The organism is Erysipelothrix rhusiopathiae (assembly GCF_900637845.1).
Classification (GTDB): domain Bacteria; phylum Bacillota_I; class Bacilli_A; order Erysipelotrichales; family Erysipelotrichaceae; genus Erysipelothrix; species Erysipelothrix rhusiopathiae.
In genome coordinates this window covers 1223269-1240967 of record NZ_LR134439.1, presented here as the reverse complement: position 1 = coordinate 1240967, position 17699 = coordinate 1223269, and the positions used below count along the sequence as shown (strand labels likewise).

At 36.6% G+C, this 17699-nt stretch carries 16 protein-coding genes; 1 reads left to right on the top strand and 15 read right to left on the bottom strand.

The window, feature by feature from the left end; all coding sequences use genetic code 11:
• Positions 1 to 388: 388 nt before the first annotated feature.
• The 12 genes from xerA to EL194_RS06000 all read right to left on the bottom strand — a co-directional run bounded on the left by xerA (position 389) and on the right by EL194_RS06000 (position 13610).
• Positions 389 to 1279: a site-specific tyrosine recombinase/integron integrase gene (xerA, locus tag EL194_RS06055; protein ID WP_003773153.1), complete on the bottom strand. Its 891-nt coding sequence runs from the start codon at positions 1277 to 1279 to the stop codon at positions 389 to 391.
• Positions 1280 to 1338: 59 nt separating this feature from the next.
• Positions 1339 to 2628 (bottom strand): methylenetetrahydrofolate--tRNA-(uracil(54)-C(5))-methyltransferase (FADH(2)-oxidizing) TrmFO, encoded by a 1290-nt coding sequence (gene trmFO / locus EL194_RS06050; RefSeq protein ID WP_034886486.1) that lies wholly within the window; start codon positions 2626 to 2628, stop codon positions 1339 to 1341.
• Positions 2629 to 2752: 124 nt separating this feature from the next.
• Positions 2753 to 4807 carry a type I DNA topoisomerase gene (gene topA / locus EL194_RS06045; protein ID WP_003773150.1) on the bottom strand — a complete coding sequence of 685 codons (2055 nt, stop codon included), beginning with the start codon at positions 4805 to 4807 and terminating at the stop codon, positions 2753 to 2755.
• A gap of 17 nt (positions 4808 to 4824) precedes the next feature.
• Complete coding sequence (dprA, locus tag EL194_RS06040; RefSeq protein WP_003773149.1) at positions 4825 to 5553, bottom strand: DNA-processing protein DprA; 729 nt, start codon at positions 5551 to 5553, stop codon at positions 4825 to 4827.
• Between the two features lie 40 nt (positions 5554 to 5593).
• Entirely contained in the window at positions 5594 to 6208 is a 615-nt protein-coding gene (locus EL194_RS06035; RefSeq protein ID WP_003773148.1) for a ribonuclease HII, read from the bottom strand.
• Entirely contained in the window at positions 6193 to 7026 is an 834-nt protein-coding gene (gene ylqF / locus EL194_RS06030) for a ribosome biogenesis GTPase YlqF (protein ID WP_003773147.1), read from the bottom strand. Before ylqF ends, EL194_RS06035 begins: the two co-directional genes overlap by 16 nt.
• A gap of 12 nt (positions 7027 to 7038) precedes the next feature.
• Positions 7039 to 7599 carry a signal peptidase I gene (lepB, locus tag EL194_RS06025; protein WP_003773146.1) on the bottom strand — a complete coding sequence of 187 codons (561 nt, stop codon included), beginning with the start codon at positions 7597 to 7599 and terminating at the stop codon, positions 7039 to 7041.
• Positions 7600 to 7648: 49 nt separating this feature from the next.
• A complete protein-coding gene (rplS, locus tag EL194_RS06020; protein WP_003773145.1) occupies positions 7649 to 7996 on the bottom strand; it encodes a 50S ribosomal protein L19 in 348 nt (115 codons plus the stop codon).
• 251 nt (positions 7997 to 8247) lie between these two features.
• Positions 8248 to 9543, bottom strand: coding sequence for a signal recognition particle protein (gene ffh / locus EL194_RS06015; RefSeq protein ID WP_003773144.1), 1296 nt, complete (start codon positions 9541 to 9543; stop codon positions 8248 to 8250).
• Positions 9544 to 9552: 9 nt separating this feature from the next.
• The gene (gene thiI, locus EL194_RS06010) at positions 9553 to 10755 is read right to left on the bottom strand and encodes a tRNA uracil 4-sulfurtransferase ThiI (RefSeq protein ID WP_013852718.1); all 1203 of its coding nucleotides are present in this window, start codon (positions 10753 to 10755) and stop codon (positions 9553 to 9555) included.
• Positions 10742 to 11890, bottom strand: coding sequence for a cysteine desulfurase family protein (locus EL194_RS06005; protein ID WP_003773141.1), 1149 nt, complete (start codon positions 11888 to 11890; stop codon positions 10742 to 10744). The genes thiI and EL194_RS06005 overlap by 14 nt, the downstream gene beginning before the upstream one ends.
• Positions 11871 to 13610 (bottom strand): septation ring formation regulator EzrA, encoded by a 1740-nt coding sequence (locus tag EL194_RS06000; RefSeq protein ID WP_003773137.1) that lies wholly within the window; start codon positions 13608 to 13610, stop codon positions 11871 to 11873. Before EL194_RS06000 ends, EL194_RS06005 begins: the two co-directional genes overlap by 20 nt.
• A 250-nt stretch (positions 13611 to 13860) precedes the next feature.
• Between EL194_RS06000 and rpsD the strand changes: the two genes are divergently transcribed.
• On the top strand, positions 13861 to 14463 hold the full coding sequence (rpsD, locus tag EL194_RS05995; RefSeq protein ID WP_003773135.1) for a 30S ribosomal protein S4: 603 nt from the start codon (positions 13861 to 13863) through the stop codon (positions 14461 to 14463).
• Positions 14464 to 14571: 108 nt separating this feature from the next.
• Here rpsD and EL194_RS05990 read toward each other — a convergent pair whose 3' ends face one another.
• Genes EL194_RS05990 through EL194_RS05980 form a run of 3 tightly spaced genes read right to left on the bottom strand, consistent with a single transcriptional unit; the run spans position 14572 to position 17695 of the window.
• Complete coding sequence (locus EL194_RS05990; protein ID WP_003773132.1) at positions 14572 to 15165, bottom strand: membrane lipoprotein lipid attachment site-containing protein; 594 nt, start codon at positions 15163 to 15165, stop codon at positions 14572 to 14574.
• A gap of 17 nt (positions 15166 to 15182) precedes the next feature.
• Entirely contained in the window at positions 15183 to 16433 is a 1251-nt protein-coding gene (gene tyrS / locus EL194_RS05985) for a tyrosine--tRNA ligase (RefSeq protein WP_034886483.1), read from the bottom strand.
• A 14-nt stretch (positions 16434 to 16447) separates the two neighbouring features.
• Positions 16448 to 17695, bottom strand: a complete 1248-nt coding sequence (locus tag EL194_RS05980) for a citrate lyase holo-[acyl-carrier protein] synthase (RefSeq protein ID WP_003773127.1) — start codon at positions 17693 to 17695, stop codon at positions 16448 to 16450.
• Positions 17696 to 17699: the final 4 nt, after the last annotated feature.

The window sequence follows — 17699 nt, the reverse complement described above, 5'->3', positions numbered from 1 at the left end:
TTAATTATATAGATTACAAACTGGAATGTCAAACAAAAACCGTTCATGTTTTCGATGATTCGTTTTTTTGTAAATTCAACCTTAATTTTGTACAACTTATATAATTGTAAAACTAAAATAACATACTCTTTATATCCTTAATAGCGCAACAAGTCAAGATATATTTATTTTAAGGGTCTTGCGAATTCTACGCAAAAAAAAGAAAAGCTCTATTATTTGCTTCTCTTTTTTTACTATTTATTTATAAGGGGAAAGATTATGTATGATTTTTGGTTATTCATAAGGGGATATGAATAAAGGAGAAGAGGAATCATACGCGTAAGAGTTTCTTCTTACATATGAATCATACACAAACAATATGTAAGAATTATACCAAAAGTATGTAAGATTATGTGAGTGGTATTTTTTCAATCGCATCATCATATACTTCTTTAATTTTTTGCATACTCACATGCGTGTAGATTTGAGTTGTACTTAATGATTCATGACCTAACAATGTCTGAACCACACGCAAGCTCGCACCATTGTCCAATAAATGCGTCGCAAAGCTGTGACGCAACATATGCGGGTGCAACTTCATTCGAAGTCCTGCGGTCTTACCTTGGTGCTCTAGAATGTGTTGTATTCCTCGTGGCGTAAGTGGCTTGCCTCTTTGATTCAAAAAAACAGCTTCAGTATCCGAAACATTCGGAAATTGAGGACGATAGAGATTAAGATAGGACCAAAGTTTAGGTACAAGGGATTCATAAAAGAAAAGCTGACGCTCTTTATTGCCTTTTCCAATTACACGCAGCGAGCGCTCTGTAAGATCTAAATCATGAATTTGTAAATCCACAACTTCGCTCACACGCAAACCACAAGCATACATTAATTCAATCATGACCTGATTACGAACACCTAAAACAGACTCATCACAACTTAATAATAAAGTTTCGATTTCATCATACATTAAGAAATGTGGCAGGTGTCTTCCTTGACGTTTAATTTTAATTTGTTGGAAGGGATTATCAGTTAGTCCGTAATTAATTTGTAAAAATTTATAGAATGAACGAAGTGTGGAAATCTTTCGCGCTACACTTGAACTGGAAAGATTTGAATCATAAAGCATATTTAAGTAATCATATGCCATCAAGCGATCTACTTCATGAACTGCTTGCCCTTCAATAAAGTCGAGAAATTGACGAATGTCACGTTCATAGGCAACATTGGTATGTTCTGAAGATGTGTTTGTAATCGCAATATGACGCATAAAATCCATAACAAGTTCTTCTGTTTTCATTCAATCACCTCTTGTTTTTATTATACGCTAATCTAAATAAAAAAAGACACCGAAGTGTCTTATCCAAACTGAGAAACAAATTTATCGATGTGCGCAAGACTTCGAACAGACATTGCTTCACGATCTTTTAATCGATTCGATACAATTCCAAAGTTCGCATTCATAGGTTGGAACTGTGATGGATTTGCATGTGAAATATAATAAGCCATTGAACCCATTACCGTTTCTTGAGGAAGATCAATAAGTGGTTCTTGTTTTAGGAATTGCGCCATGTTAAGTGCCGCAACAAGTCCACTTGCAGCTGATTCAACATACCCTTCCACACCACTTACTTGTCCCGCAAAGAAAAGCGATGGCTGAGTTTTTGATTGATAGTGATGATTTAAAAGTAAAGGCGATTTGATGAATGTATTACGATGCATCACACCATAACGAACGATTACTGCATTTTCCAAACCAGGAATCATTTGAATAATCCGTTTTTGATCACCCCATTTTAAACGCGTTTGAAATCCTACTAAGTTATATAGAGATCCTGCTGCGTTATCTTGACGTAATTGGACTACTGCATATGGACGCGTGCCATCCGGTTTTTCCAAACCTACGGGTTTTAATGGCCCAAATAACATTGTTTTAATACCACGACGCGCCATTACCTCAACAGGCATACAACCTTCAAAAACCTTAACGTCTTCAAAATCACGCATTGGAGCTTCTTCCGCCTCTAAAATAGCACGGTGGAATGCTTCAAATTGATCACGATCCATTGGACAGTTAATATAATCTTGACCATCCCCTTTATCGTAACGTGATTTACGATAAGCAATATCAAAATTAATACCGTCTACCGATACAATCGGTGCAATCGCATCATAAAAATACATCTCCGATTGTCCAAGATAGTTCATCAAGTATTTCGAAAAATTATCGGATGTTAATGGGCCGGTTGCAACAATTGTTGGTAAATCATCCAGTTCGGTCATTTCGCGATTTGAAACGATTATGTTATCCATCTTTGAAATTTTTTCCGATACTTTCTCACTAAAACCAACGCGGTCTACAGCTAACGCACTTCCCGCAGGCAAACGATGTTCATCCGCCGATTTCATAATAATACTATCAAAGCGACGCATTTCTTCCTTAAGAAGTCCTACGGCGTTATTTAAATCATCAGAACGAAATGAATTTGAACAAACAAGTTCTGCGAAATGCTCCGTTACATGAGCAGGCGTCATTTTAACAGGACGCATCTCCACAAGTTCTACGACAAATCCACGTTTTGCAAGTTGGTAAGCAGCTTCGCTCCCTGCCAATCCTGCACCTATTACTCTAACTTGAGGTTGTTTCATAATTACCTTCCTTATCTTAATTTTATGCCAAAGAAAACTGACATACATTTTAAATTATACGCGATGCATCAAATACAAACGCGTTTAATGCACCATAATTTAATAATGGATGTCAGCTCGTTAATTAATCTTTAATTTCTTCACCTAAAGGTTCATGTTCCGCTGACACTTGTTCGGGTTTTTTTGTTTTTGGTTTTTTTGCATTTTCATTAGGTTGAATATAACGACATTTAGGGAACCCAGAACATCCTACAAAGAATGTACCATAACGACTCTTACGTTTTACTAAGGGTTCACCGCAGTCTGGACAGACTTCCCCAGTCTTTTCAGGCTCGGGACGTTTATCTTGATCCAAGGCGCGATTATAACGACACTCCGGGAAGTTTCCACAAGCTATGAATTTTCCATAACGACCAAATCGGTAAACAAGCTCGCCGCCACAATCGGGACAAACTTCACCAACTTTTTCAACTTCAATCTTTTCCATTTTTTCATCTGCTTCTTCAAGCAATGGATAGAACTTATCTACAAAACGCTGTAACGCTTCAACATTATTTTCTTCTCCTTCAGCAATACGGTCTAATTCATCTTCCATATTCGCTGTGTAGTGAACATTAATAATATCCGAGAAGTGTTCTTGAAGTTTTTCGTTCGTTAAAATCCCTTGATCTGTAGGTTTAAAGACCTTCGTTTTCGATGTCTCAGAAACGGCACCAAACGTTGCATAGGCACGATAAACAATCGTTTCTAAAATCATTGAGTAGGTACTTGGTCGACCAATACCCAATTCTTCGAGTTCTTTAATTAAACGTGCTTCCGTATAACGTGCTGGTGGTTGTGTAAAGTGTTGGTTCTTTTCAATTTTTTGCGCATTATACGCTTTCGTTTCATCCAACTCACCCATTACTTTATCGGTAGTTTTTTCATACTCATATACCTTTAAGTAACCATCAAAGGTCATGATTGAACCACTCCCATTAAAATCATAATCATTTTGACTAAAAACAACACTTACTGAATCCGAAATGGAAGGTGCCATAAGTGATGCGAGTGTTCGATAGTAAATAAAACGATATAATTTATATTCATCCGGTGTTAGGTAAGATTTAACTTCTTCAGGACGACGCGAAATACTTGTTGGTCGGATAGCCTCATGAGCATCCTGTGTATTTTCAGTCTTTTTACCTTGACGGTATTTACCTAAATATTCTTTTCCGTATTCTTCAACGATAAATGCTTTTGCATCTTCAACAAAAACATTACTGAGTCGCGTTGAATCGGTACGCATATAAGTAATTAAACCTTCTGTATCCGCACCCATCTGAATTCCTTCATAGAGTTTTTGAGCAACACGCATTGTTTTCTTTGCAGGAAAACCAAGACGTGTTGATGCTTCTTGTTGAAGTGTGGAAGTAATGAAAGGAAGTTTTGATTCCTTCTTACGTTTTTTCTTCTCAAGTTTTGTAATCTTAAAGGACCCTTGAGCTGCATCGAGCACAGCTTGTGCTTCTGCTTCATTTGTGAGCTTTAACTTTTTACCTTTGAAACGTTCTGCACTAGTTTCTATGATATTTCCTTCATTCTCAAAGAACGCAAGCACTGACCAGTATTCTTCAGGTGTAAATGCATCAATTTCTTTTTCACGATCTACGATTAATTTCAGCGCTACAGATTGAACACGCCCTGCACTTTTACTTTTAATCTTAGCTTGTAATAACTTAGACAATTTAAAACCTATAATACGGTCAAGAATACGACGTGTCTCTTGTGATTTCACCAAGTTCATATCAATATGACGTGGTGATTCGAATGCACTTAAAACAGCATCTTTGGTAATCTCATTAAAAACAACTCGATTATCCTGATCAAGATCAACGCCTAATTCATTCGCAAGATGCCAAGAAATCGCCTCTCCTTCACGGTCAGGGTCAGTTGCAAGATAAACAGCATCTGCTTTTTTTGCTTTTGCTTTTAATTCCTTAACAACATCTTTCTTATCTTTACTTATTTTATATGTTGCTTCAAAGTCATTATCGAAGTCTACACCGAGACCACCTTTACCAGTCGTCGCTAAATCTCGAATATGACCTTTTGAAGAAACAACTTCAAAATCCTCACCAAGATACTTCTCAATTGTTTTAGATTTTGAAGGTGACTCCACAATTACTAAATTTTTCATAGCCAACACTCCTTAGTTTATATATTGGATAAATCTTCGAGGTTTGTCAACACCTCGGCTCCCTCTTGAATCAAAAGGTTGCATCCAGCACCTGTGATATCATCAAGATTATGAGGAAGACATATAACTCTTCGGTTCAACTTTAATGCTTCATTAACCGTGTGCATAGTTCCACTGCGAACAAATGCACTCATGACATACACACTTTGAGACAAAGCGGCAATCAATCGATTTCGAAAAGGAAAATAATGCTTATGCGGATGCACACCCTTTGGATACTCCGAAATGACTAAATGATTTTTTTTCATAAATTCAAACTCAACCCGATGCTTTGATGGGTAACATATATCTAAACCACACCCTACCACAGCTATCGATTGAAAATCAAGTGCTGCTCGATGTGCTGTGATATCAATACCATATGCAAGACCTGAAACAATTGTATAATGCTCCCTTACATTTCCAACAAAATCCTCAGTCATTCTTAGAGCATATTCGCTGGGAGTTCTTGAACCAATTACAGCAATACATTGTTCATTTAAAAATGAAAGATTCCCCTCATAAAAAATTACAAATGGCGGACAATCCAATTCATAAAAACTACTTGGATAAGCGCGATCACCATAACAAATATAATTCCCTTGATAGTCATAGGAGGGAACATTACGACCCTCATGAATGAAACGACATATACTAGGATAATCCCCTCGTAAATGTATTGCAAGATTTTTTAAGTAATTTCTCACATTATCACCAATAATAGTTAAGCAATAAAAAAAACAAGACCTAAATATCAAATGATATTTGTGTCTCGTCTTTAAATCGAAAAGATTTACGATGAATGGGGCAACGACCAAATTTAAGAATTGCTTCTTTATGTTGTTTCGTGCCGTATCCTTTATGTTTGGCAAAACCATACTCTGGAAACTCAAGATCGTAAACTTTCATCAGACCATCTCGAACTGTTTTAGCAAGAATGCTTGCAGCTGCTATAGAAAGCGAACGCGCATCTCCCTTAACAATTGCCTCAACAGGAATCGCGATATCATCTAATGGCATCGCATCCGTTAATACAATATCAGCCTTACTTTCGATGGCTATTTTTTTCATGGCATTTTGAGTTGCACGATAGATATTATCACGATCGATAATATCAACTGGAATTATTTCCGTAAACGTCCATAATGCATTCGATTCGATATTCGATACCAATTCATCACGTTGCTTTTCGCTTAACTGCTTCGAATCGTTAATACGAGCATCATAATACCCTTTTGGGAAAATAACACCTGATACGACACAAGGACCTGCCATCGGGCCACGACCCGCTTCGTCAATCCCGACAACAAGTTTCCCTTGTTCCCAATAATTGACTTCAAATTCATCTATAAGTGATCCCATGTAATGCGTCCAATCCGTCCATTTTGAATATCACTTAAAAATGCAACGCGCGTTTTATCATCATTCACCGTTCCGCCTTCTCCGAGAAGTCCGCGATAACGACCCACTTGATCATAAAAATCATCAAACGATTCGAGTTCATAACGTCGTTTTAATTCTTCAGGTTTATATTGAATGTAATAGTCACGTGCATAATCCGTGACAAGCGCCATTGGATACCCAGTATCTTTAACCGATCCAATAACAGCACAAATAATACCCATCTCTTCACTTTCAAATTTCGGCCATAATACACCTGGTGTATCAACCAATTCAAGATCTTGTGTTACGCGAATCAGTTTTAGTGATTGTGTAACACCCGGTCTATTTTCAACACCTGCAGCTTTACGTGCAGATATTTTATTTATAACGCTGGATTTCCCAACATTAGGAACACCTACAATTAATGCACGTGCAGTTCGAGGACGAATCCCACGACGTTTATCGCGTTCACGTTTCTCTTTTAAGACGATATCCGTCTTTTCAATAATCATTTTACGTACGGGATCGTTAATAACGTCCACCAAAAGTACGACATTCCCTTCAGATTCGAGCTTTTCTACCCATTTTTCACTTTGCTTTGGGTCCGCTAAATCTTTCTTTGTCAAAACAATAAGACGTTTCTTTTGTCCAATTGACCGTGACAAAACAGGATTTCGAGTCGACATCGGTGCACGTGCATCACGACATTCGATGACAAAATCAACGACTTTGATTTGCTCTTCAATCAATCGAATCGCTTTTGCCATATGACCCGGAAACCAATGTACCTGTGACATCAAATCACGCTCCTATTTTCCTACTGTTCTTATTTTATTAAATGGAACAAAGACAAATACGTCTTTGCTCTTAATTGCATCACGTTTAAAAGTTCCATAATCACGTGAATCACTGGAACGAATACGATTGTCCCCGAGCATAAAATACTCACCCTCAGGAACTTTAATCGGACCAAAATCACGTGAAAACTCTTTTCCCGTTGAAGTCATTTCTCGAACGTAATCCGTATCTAAGAACGGTTGTTCAACTTCTTTTCCATCGATGTACAACTTCTCATCGCGAATTTCCACAACTTCACCAGGCAAACCAATAACACGTTTCACAATATGTTTCTTTTGCGAATCAAGATAGAGCACAAGAACATCAAAGCGCTCTGGATCTTTCATTTTCATGCTTAAAATATTTGAAAAGCCTAATTCTTTATCGTTAAGACTCGGGTACATGGATAAACCTTCTACCCGAACAGGACGCGCAATAAATTGCGTTACTAAAATAACTAAAACAAGACTAATTACCATACTTTTAATAAAGTCTTTAACCGCGATTAAAAACTTATCATCGCCTTTATTCATTTCATACCCTCCCTACAATAAAGAAAAAGCCGTATAAATACGGCTAATACTAACGAATTTCTTTAATACGTGCTGATTTACCTGAACGGTCACGTAAGTAGTATAGTTTTGAACGACGTACTTTACCTTTACGTAATACAGTTACGCTGTCAATAATAGGTGAGTTGATTGGGAATGTACGTTCCACACCAATTCCTGATGACATTTTACGAACTGTAAATGATTCTGAAATTCCAGTTCCTTGAGTTTTAATAACAACACCTTCAAATGCTTGAATACGTGTCTTTCCACCTTCTTGGATCTTAACGTCTACGCGTACTGTACATCCAGGACGGAATTCAGGAATGTCGTTACGTAATTGTGACTTTGTAATTTCTTGTACTAATGCTAATGACATAGTAATTCTCCTTTTTCTGTCTATATATGTTAAAACTGGTTCATAATGATTCCAACAGCGGAACCAGAGTGCTTTAAGCCTATATAATTTATCATAAACGGCTTAAATAATCAAGTTAAATTTAAATATGAAACAAACACTCTGTACGAAGTGCGTTTTCACGATTTAAATCAAAACATTTAGAATTGGTATTACCGTGGAAATACCGCATCCTCATGCTGTTTCTGATTGTTTATTATTATAAAATGAGACTATTTACCCATGAAACGAGATAACATCTTCATCTGTTTTTGCATTTTTTCATATTGGCTTAACAGACGGTTAACATCTGTTGTAGATGTACCAGAACCCTCAGCAATACGACGTTTACGTGTTGAACGAATAATTTTAGGATCATTGCGTTCTTCAGGCGTCATACTTAAAATCATTGCTTCTGTTTTCTTCATCGTACTTGAAGCATCTGCATCATCGATTTGCCCTGCTAATTGGTTAGCACCTGGCATCATTTTCATAAGCCCTGATAATGGTCCCATCTTAGAGACTTGTTGCAATTGAATTAACATGTCATCAAGCGTAAATTGCCCCTTCATCATGCGCTCTGCTGAACGCTCCGAAGCTTCGATATCCATTTTTTCTTGTGCTTTTTCTACAAGACTTACAATATCTCCCATACCTAAAATACGGGATGCTGTACGATCTGGATAAAACTCATCCAACTCATCAATACCTTCACCAACTCCGACAAATTTTACAGGGACTTGGGTCATATAACGAACCGAAAGAATTGAACCACCACGGGAATCACCGTCAAATTTTGTAGCGACTAAACCCGTAATATTTAATTTTTCTTTAAACCCATTAGCGACATGAATTACATCCTGACCACTCATTGCATCAACACTGAGTAAAATCTCATCAGGTTTTGTAAGTGCTTGAATGTCTACAAGTTGTTGCATTAACGCGTCATCAATTTGTAAACGCCCCGCTGTATCGATAAGGATAAGATCAAAATCTTTACCGTGTGCAAGTGCATTCTTTACAACTTCAACAGGTGTACTGTTTTCTTGTGCAAATACTTCAACACCGATTTGCGTACCAAGTATTTTGAGTTGCTCAATCGCTGCTGGACGTGCTAAGTCAGCTGCAACCAACAATACTTTTTTTCCTTCTTTATTGAGTTTGTTTGCAATTTTAGCAATTGTAGTTGTTTTCCCTGAACCTTGCAAACCAACCATCATTAAAATTCCTGGTTTTTGATTGAAATCCAGTTCAGACTTTTCTTCACCTAAAATTTCAATTAATTTATCATTAACAATCTTTACAAACATTTGTGAAGGTTCCACATCACGTGTAACTTTCATTCCAAGTGCTTCACTACGAGTATGTTCTAAAAGTTCATTAATAACATCTAAACTTACGTCTGCTTCTAAAAGTGAAATTCGAATTTCACTTAAAGCATCAGTTATATTTTTTTCAGAAAGTTTTCCCTTTCCGGTCATATTTCTAAATGTATCTTGTAATCGGTTTGTTAAATTATCGAATGCCATAACTTCCTCCTATAAGAACGATGGTGTATCTTCTTGTTTTTTCTTTGTAACTTCTACTACTTCGATATTTTTGATTGCTTCATCAACAAGCGCGTCAATATCGAGTCCCTCTTCAAATCGTAAAATCTTATCCCCATGAGGTTTCGTTGTAGGGTTTTTAGGTGTAAAAATTGTACAACAATCTTCAAACGGTAAAATTGACGTTTCATACGTATCAATTTTACGTGCTAGATCAATGATTTCAACTTTATCGTATGTAATTAATGGACGTAAGATTGGCAAGGTTCCAATATTCGTAATTTCTTTCATACTGTGAAGTGTTTGTGATGCAACTTGACCTAAGCTTTCACCATTCGCAATTGCCAAGCAATTACGTCGGAATGCAAGACGCTCAGCAATACGCAACATAAAGCGACGCATCATAGTGATCGCATAACTTTCGGGCACTTTTTTATAAATTTCAAGTTGTACATCGGTAAATGGCACAACATTAATGCGAATGTGGTCTTGGTAATTTGTAAGTTGTTGCGCAAGATCCATAACTTTCTTTTGTGCTTCATCTGAAGTATATGGTGGTGATGCAAAGTGAATTGCTTCAATACGTACGCCGCGCTTCATCATAAGATATGCAGCTACAGGAGAATCGATTCCACCTGAAAGCATAACCATAACTTTACCTTGGATTCCAACGGGATATCCACCAGCACCGTCAACCCGCCCCATCATAATGTATGCTGAGTCACTGCGAACTTCGATGATAATTCCTACATCTGGTTTACGCACATCAACTTTAAAGTCTGTTGTTTGTAATATTTTCGTTGCAACATGGCGGTTAATTACATCTGAAATATGTTCGTAAGATTTGTCATGACGACGTGCAATAACTTTAAAAGTTGCTTTGCCTTCTTCTTTTTGAATCATTTCTGCAGCTACATCAGCAATAAGATCGAGGTCTCGTTCCACTTTAACTGCAAGAGAAAAAGAACTCAAACCAAATACGTGACGAAGTTCACCACTTACGGCAAGGCCATCTTCACCGTTTAAAGTGATATAAAGACGGTCATACGTCTCACGATATGTTAGATTTGGGAATGCAACAAGTTGCGAGCGTACATTACGCACAAGTTGCGCTGTAAAGTTACGACGATTTTTCCCTTTTGTTGATAGTTCACCATAGCGGCAAACAATAAATTCATAATTAGTGTTGTACATAATTTTTAATCTCCAATATTGTTTCACAAACTTTTTCGAGTTCTTCCATTGTTGTTAAATGCGATAAACTAATGCGTACACTTGTCAGTGCGCACGTTTCATCACAACCCATGGCTTTTAATACATGTGAAGGTTCCAACGATTTCGAATTACACGTACTTTGTGCAGATACGTAAATGCCTTTTGCATTTAATCCATTCATCATTATTTCCGATCCAACATTTAAAACAGACATATTAAAGATATACGGCGAACCGTTAATATCTGAGTTAATGTGGATGTTCTCCATTCCATCAAAAGTATCGTATAAAAATTTATTCATGCGTATTATATCATTAATTGAACGTTTGTGGTCTTCAACTGCTAAACGGAGTGTTTTAGCCCACAAAATCGCAGAGACATTATCCAATGTTCCACCACGTAGGCCGCCTTCTTGCTGTCCCCCATTTACAAGTGGTAAGCAATTAACATTTGCTTTTTTCACAAGAAGTCCGCTTCCCTTTAATCCATAAATTTTATGCGCAGAATAGGAAACACTGTCAATTTGTTTCATAGGGAAATCATGTCGCGCGAGCGCCTGAACTCCATCAATATGAACGTAAGCACTCGAATACTTTTTTGTTATTCGAGCTACTTCTTGAACATCTGTCATGCTCCCTACTTCATTGTTTACTGCCATAACAGTAACTAATACAGTGTCTTTACGAAGTTTTTGTTTTAATTCATCAAGTGAAATACAACCTTTCGTATCAACACCCAAATAATCTACTTCAAAGCCAAATTCTTCTTTTAATTGTTGTACCGCACCCATTACTGAGCTGTGTTCAACACATGTTGTAATGATATGTTTACCACGATGACGGTTTGCAAGCGCAATTCCCTTGATCGCTGTACTGTTTGACTCACTGGCTCCAGACGTGAAAAAAATCTCATGAGGAAGCACTCCAAGCATTTTTGCTAATGCATCACGAGATTGCACTACAAGATCTGATACGCGTTGTCCACCATAGTGGAGCGAGTCTGCGTTTTCATAATACTTTTCCATAATTACCAACGCATCCTTGAGAATTTCAGGACGCGTTGGTGTTGTACTTGAATAATCTAAATATATTGGTTTATCGTGCGCTTTTTGCATTGTCACGAATCATCTCCTCATAAGCCGTATTTGGTCTGTATCGATCAATAGAATTAATGATTGTAGTCAAACTCTGTGTATAATCACCACTATTGAAGGATAACTCTGCACGGGTTAACTCGGCATCGATATCTGGGACAAAAGCTCTAAATTTATTTGCATAAACGATTGCATTTTCACACATGTCGACCACACCCACTAAATTATTGACGTTGTTGTGTAGTTTATAGATATAATCGATTGCTTCATCAACAGTAGCGTTTAAAAGCTTAACATCAATTACATCTTGACCTAGCATTTCTTTTACTTGATCAGTATATTTATATGCTCGTTCCAAATCCGAAGCATACTTATCGGATATTGAAGGTAACGAACGTTTTTGAATTCTTACTTGAACATCGTTAATGATAAGATGGAGTTTAAGAAGTTGTTTCGTTGCGCGAACTTCATCTGCATTCGCACGTTCCACTTTTTCATTCATAACGAGATATTCATCTTTAAGCATCGAAACATCTTGTCCGAGTTCTTGAAGCGATATGAGGATTGTTGAGGCTGGAATTTTTTCTTCTTCAATCATTCTTGAAACCTTAACACCCGATTCGCTAAACTCTTGAATTCGTTGCGAGAATACACCCACATTTTCTGTATATCCATCAAAATTAAATCGCGTTTCAACTTTGTGTGCATCCTTACACATCTTCTCGATGCTATCCACAAGGAATTCTAAATTCTCAAATACTTCTTCACTCAGTGAATCGACTTCACGTTGAGCCTTATCTTCTTTTTGAATCGAAAGTGCAAGTTGTTCTAAACGTTTTTGACTTTCTTTTAGGCTGGTACGTGACTTTTCAATTTCACCTTGTCCAATATTAATGAGATCATCTTTTAGAATTTCACTGAGAACACCAATATTCTTTGGAACTTCAAGATGCTCAACAAAAACACCATTTTGACGAACACCTTGATACAGTTTCGATACCTCATCAAGTAATTGAGGAATCAAGCCTTTCGCATGTTCGTAGAGTTTAGGAATTTCAGTAATCTTCGTCTCTAAATCATCAATTGAAACCCTTGTTTCTTCACTGATTTCTTGTGCTTTCATAAAATCAGAAGCATACATCCATTCTTCAAAAATGGAAAAGTTTTGTTCAATTTCTTTAATTTGATCTTCTATTGTTGGGAAAGCATCGCCTAAACCTGAAGTGTTTTCAATTGCATTTTTCTTCAATTCTCTAAAACGATCCTTTAAGGCTGTGATTTCCATGCGTTGACGTGTTTCTTGCTCGAGTAACGTTTCGAGATTATCATTAAGGGAAATTGTTTGTTCCATCGACTCCGCAATTAACTCATCCAAAAGCGATAAGTGCTTCGATGCTTCTTTTAGTTTTCCAAATGCAAGTGCATCCTCCGAATCCGCAAGTGCATCTGAAATCTCTTCTTGTCGTGCATTAATTTCACTGAATTCTGCCTTACACTCCGAAACTTTTTTCTCAACATCTGGATTTAATTTAGCCAATCCGTTTGCTTTATTTATTTTAAACAACACAGGAATACTCATCAGCTCGTTGTATCGAACCTCTAAGGTCTCAAAGGCTTTATTTAATCGACGTTTTTTAGCCATACGTATGTAGACAAAAACACCAATGATTAACAGCACTAGGACAACAGCAATTATATATTTGTAGTCATTCATTAACTTTAATATCATCTGAAAATTCATACGTTCACCTCGTTGAATTTATTGTACCATAGATAGCTTGGTTCTTAAATGCGTTTCGTTGACTTTTCACCTCAATTTAGGTATATTATATAAGCGTCATATTTTTAGTGCAGCACGCAAAGTTATTAGCCACGTGTTTATCCCGCGGCAGGAATCAAAGTACCTACGCTGTACAGGGAAACGATTATAGATAAACTCAACTAATAATAATTTGCGGAACTCGCTAATGACATATTAGGAGGTCATTACTATGGCAAGAATTAAAGGTCCAGTTTGGAAAAAAGCACGTCGTTTAAGTTTCTCAATCCTTGAAACAGGTGAAGAGCTACAACGTCGCGATTATGCACCAGGACAACACGGTAAAGCACGTCGTCCAAAATTATCAAACTACGGTTTACAATTACGTGAAAAACAACGTATTCGTTACACATATGGAGTTACTGAAAAACAATTCTATAACACATTCAAAAAAGCTTCAAAACTTGAAGGTGTTGCAGGTCACAACTTCTTATTCATGTTAGAATCACGTTTAGACAACGTTGTATACCGCATGAACTTATCACGCACACGTCGTGGAGCTCGTCAATTAGTTAATCACGGTCATATCTTAGTAGATGGAAAAAAAGTTGATATTCCTTCATACATTGTAAAACCTGGTCAAACAATTGAAGTTAAAGAATCTTCACGTTCAATGGCAGCAATCAAAGATTCATTAGAAGCTAACGTATCAATGGTTGATTATGTTACATTTGACAAAGATAAATTCAAAGGTGAATACAAACGTTTACCAGAACGTAGTGAATTAAACCAAGAAATTAATGAAGCATTAGTAGTTGAATTCTACAACCGTTAATCTTCATAACCCTAAGACTTCCTCTATGAGGGAGTCTTTTTTACCCTCTAAATCAAAAAAACCATTCTCACTTTAAGAATGGTTTTTTTAATACTTTAAATCGTAACCCTATTCATCGTCTTTATCGGTTTTATCTACTACTTCTTCTTTTTTAGGTTCCTCTTTTTTTGAATCAGCTTTATTGGACTTTGATTCCTCTTTTTTCGGTTCCTCATATTTCAACTTAAACTGAACAAATTCACGTTGTGTTTCAAGTTTTGTATTATTACGCCATGAAACAAGAACATTCAGCGTTACCTCAGGGACATCAACTTCCCCTGCGAGACTGATACCACCCATATAGTTGCGATCTTTTCGTACTTGACCTGGTACTAAATTATATTCAGAATCAAAAATACCCGCAGTTGGCATCATTTTATCGGCATGGTAATCTTCATTGTTTTCTAATACAACAATTTCAACGCCATACATCGCAATCTTCGGTTTATCAACAACAACACCATAAACATAAAGATCCTCATGTTTTTCGATTGTAGCTGAAATATCAAAGAATCGAGATGACTCTACGAAGCGGTCATTATCATTAATTGCATTCCAATAAGACTCATACCTTTTAAGTTTTTCAGTATAGAGTTTTTTTTCATTCACTGAACATCCTGTTAATAAAAATATGCTCAAGAGTACCAAAAATAGTTTTTTCATATTATACCTCTTACGATTTAGTTTGTGTGATTAAAGATATGATACGTTTTCTTACCTCTGCGTATCACTGTTACTTCTTTACCAATTGCATTGTCTTTCGAAATGACAAAATCTGTATCATTTACAACTTCACCATTAACGCGAATTGCACCGCCTTCGATCAGTTGACGTGCTTCACGCTTACTTGGACATACTTTTGTATTTACGAGTAATTCAACAATATTTTCATCTGCTGAAACTTCAATGGATGCACTATCTGCAAATACTTGACGAATTTGTTCAACAGTTAATTCTTGAACATTTCCAGAAAAGAGTGCATTGGTTACACGTTCTGCCATCGCAAAACCCTCTTTACCAAAGACTACTTCCGTTAATTCTTTCGCAAGTTCTTTTTGCGCAAGTCTTAAATGAGGCTCTTTAATAAATGAAGCTTCAATTGCTTGAATTTCTTCCACACTCTTGAATGAAAGACGTTTTAAGAAATCAATAACGTCATCATCACTTGTATTAATAAAGAATTGGTAGAAACTATAAGCATCCGTACGGTTTTCATCCAACCAGATATTTTGACCTTCACTCTTACCGAATTTTGTACCATCAGACTTCATAATTAAGTGCGATGTAATACCAAACACTTCTGCTTCCGGTCCTTCAACCTTACGAATTAAGTCCGCACCACTTACAAGGTTACCCCATTGATCCGAACCACCAATTTGAAGCTCAATACCATAGTTTTTGTATAAATGTAAGAAATCAATCGATTGTAAGATTGTGTATGAGAATTCCGTAAAAGAAATTCCAGTACTTAAACGCTTCGCAATGGTATCTTTGGCTAACATGTTACTTACGCTGAAGAATTTACCATAATCACGTAAGAAGTCTAAAACTGTTAGACCTCCCAACCAGTCGCGATTATTTACGATTGTTACTGGGTTATTATCACTTGATAGAATACGTTCAATTTGCGCTCCAATTCCATCTACGTTTTTTTGTAAATCCGCATCATTAAGCATTGAACGTTCTGTAGTAGGACGTGGATCACCAATCATACCTGTAGCACCACCAACTAAAGCAATAGGCTTATGACCTTGCATTTGGTAACGTTTTAATAAAATTAATTGTTGAAGATGACCGACATGGAGTGAATCCGCAGTTGGATCAAACCCGCAATAAAGCGTAATCGGTTGTTCTAATCGTTTTTCCAATGCTTCATAGTTGGTAACGTCCTTAACAAGACCACGCCAGTTTAATTCTTCTAAAAAATTCATTTTCTTTTCCACCTTTATTTTTCTTGTGTATCAAATAACATTTTAATTTTCAAATAATAACGTTGCATAATATCCAACATACATGTGACCGCTAAAAGTGTCGTTGCATCATGTGGATAGATATATCCTGATGCACAAAACTTATCGAGCTCAGCCCACTTATCTTCTTTAAAAATCAAGTTTTTAGCCAAAAACTGTGTTTTTAATAATGCTTGCTCTCCATTATGCATTAAAACGGCTTGATCATCATGACGACTCATAATATAGAGAAGTGTTGATGTAATCGATTTGTTTTTTTGTAAGAATGGTACGTATTGATTAAACACCTCACGCATACCATTGTTTAAAATCTCATATCGCTTCGGTTCCTCAGTAAACATATTATTTTGAGTGAACCCCTCACTGATTTTTTTAATTTGTTTTGTTATATCCGCATAGCCACGTGAATTTATAAATGCAAACATTACTGTGCTAGTAATGAATACGGTATAGTGGTAGGATTGCTGATTTAAAACGGCACGTTGAATTTTTGTTTCAACCTCATTTTGGAATCGGGCAATATCAACCGTACTTGTGCTATTAACAGAAAAAATACGTTGCATTTCATCTTTGTAAGTACGAACAAGATGAATAAATTTTTCAAAATTCATTTGCTCATTACTGCCACGATAATTCGGGCCATACATACCAAATCCCATTGTTTTGGTAAAGGAACTCACATAACCATAAACTAAGATGTTTGACAGAATCGTCTGCTTATCACCTTTTACAATATAACCTTCAACTCGTTTTGTATAATTATCAATGTACTTTGGATCTTCTACAATATCATTCATCAGTTCTTCAAGCGAGGACTTATAATAGTCATCAAGTCTATTTTTATAACCCAGCGCCTCACGGGTCCACTTTTGATCACAATCGAATACATCACTATCAATTGCAAAACCTAATGGATGGTGATCTTCGTAGTGAACCAAAATATCTTTGACCGTTTTTGCGCTTTCATCAAGTTTAATGTAGAACATAAGACCTTCTTCATCAAACGTATACGACCAAGACTCCATATTAAATCGTTCCCAAAGCTCAAAAAAGATGGTGAATACTGCATAAGACACAATGTTACGTTGGCGTTCTTCCCCCGCAAAAGACCCACCTAAAACAAGGAGGGAACCATCCTGCCCTTCAATCATACTTTTCATGATACCATTACGCTTCTCGCGTAACTCACGAATTGATTCAGATGTTAATTGAACAATATTCATAATA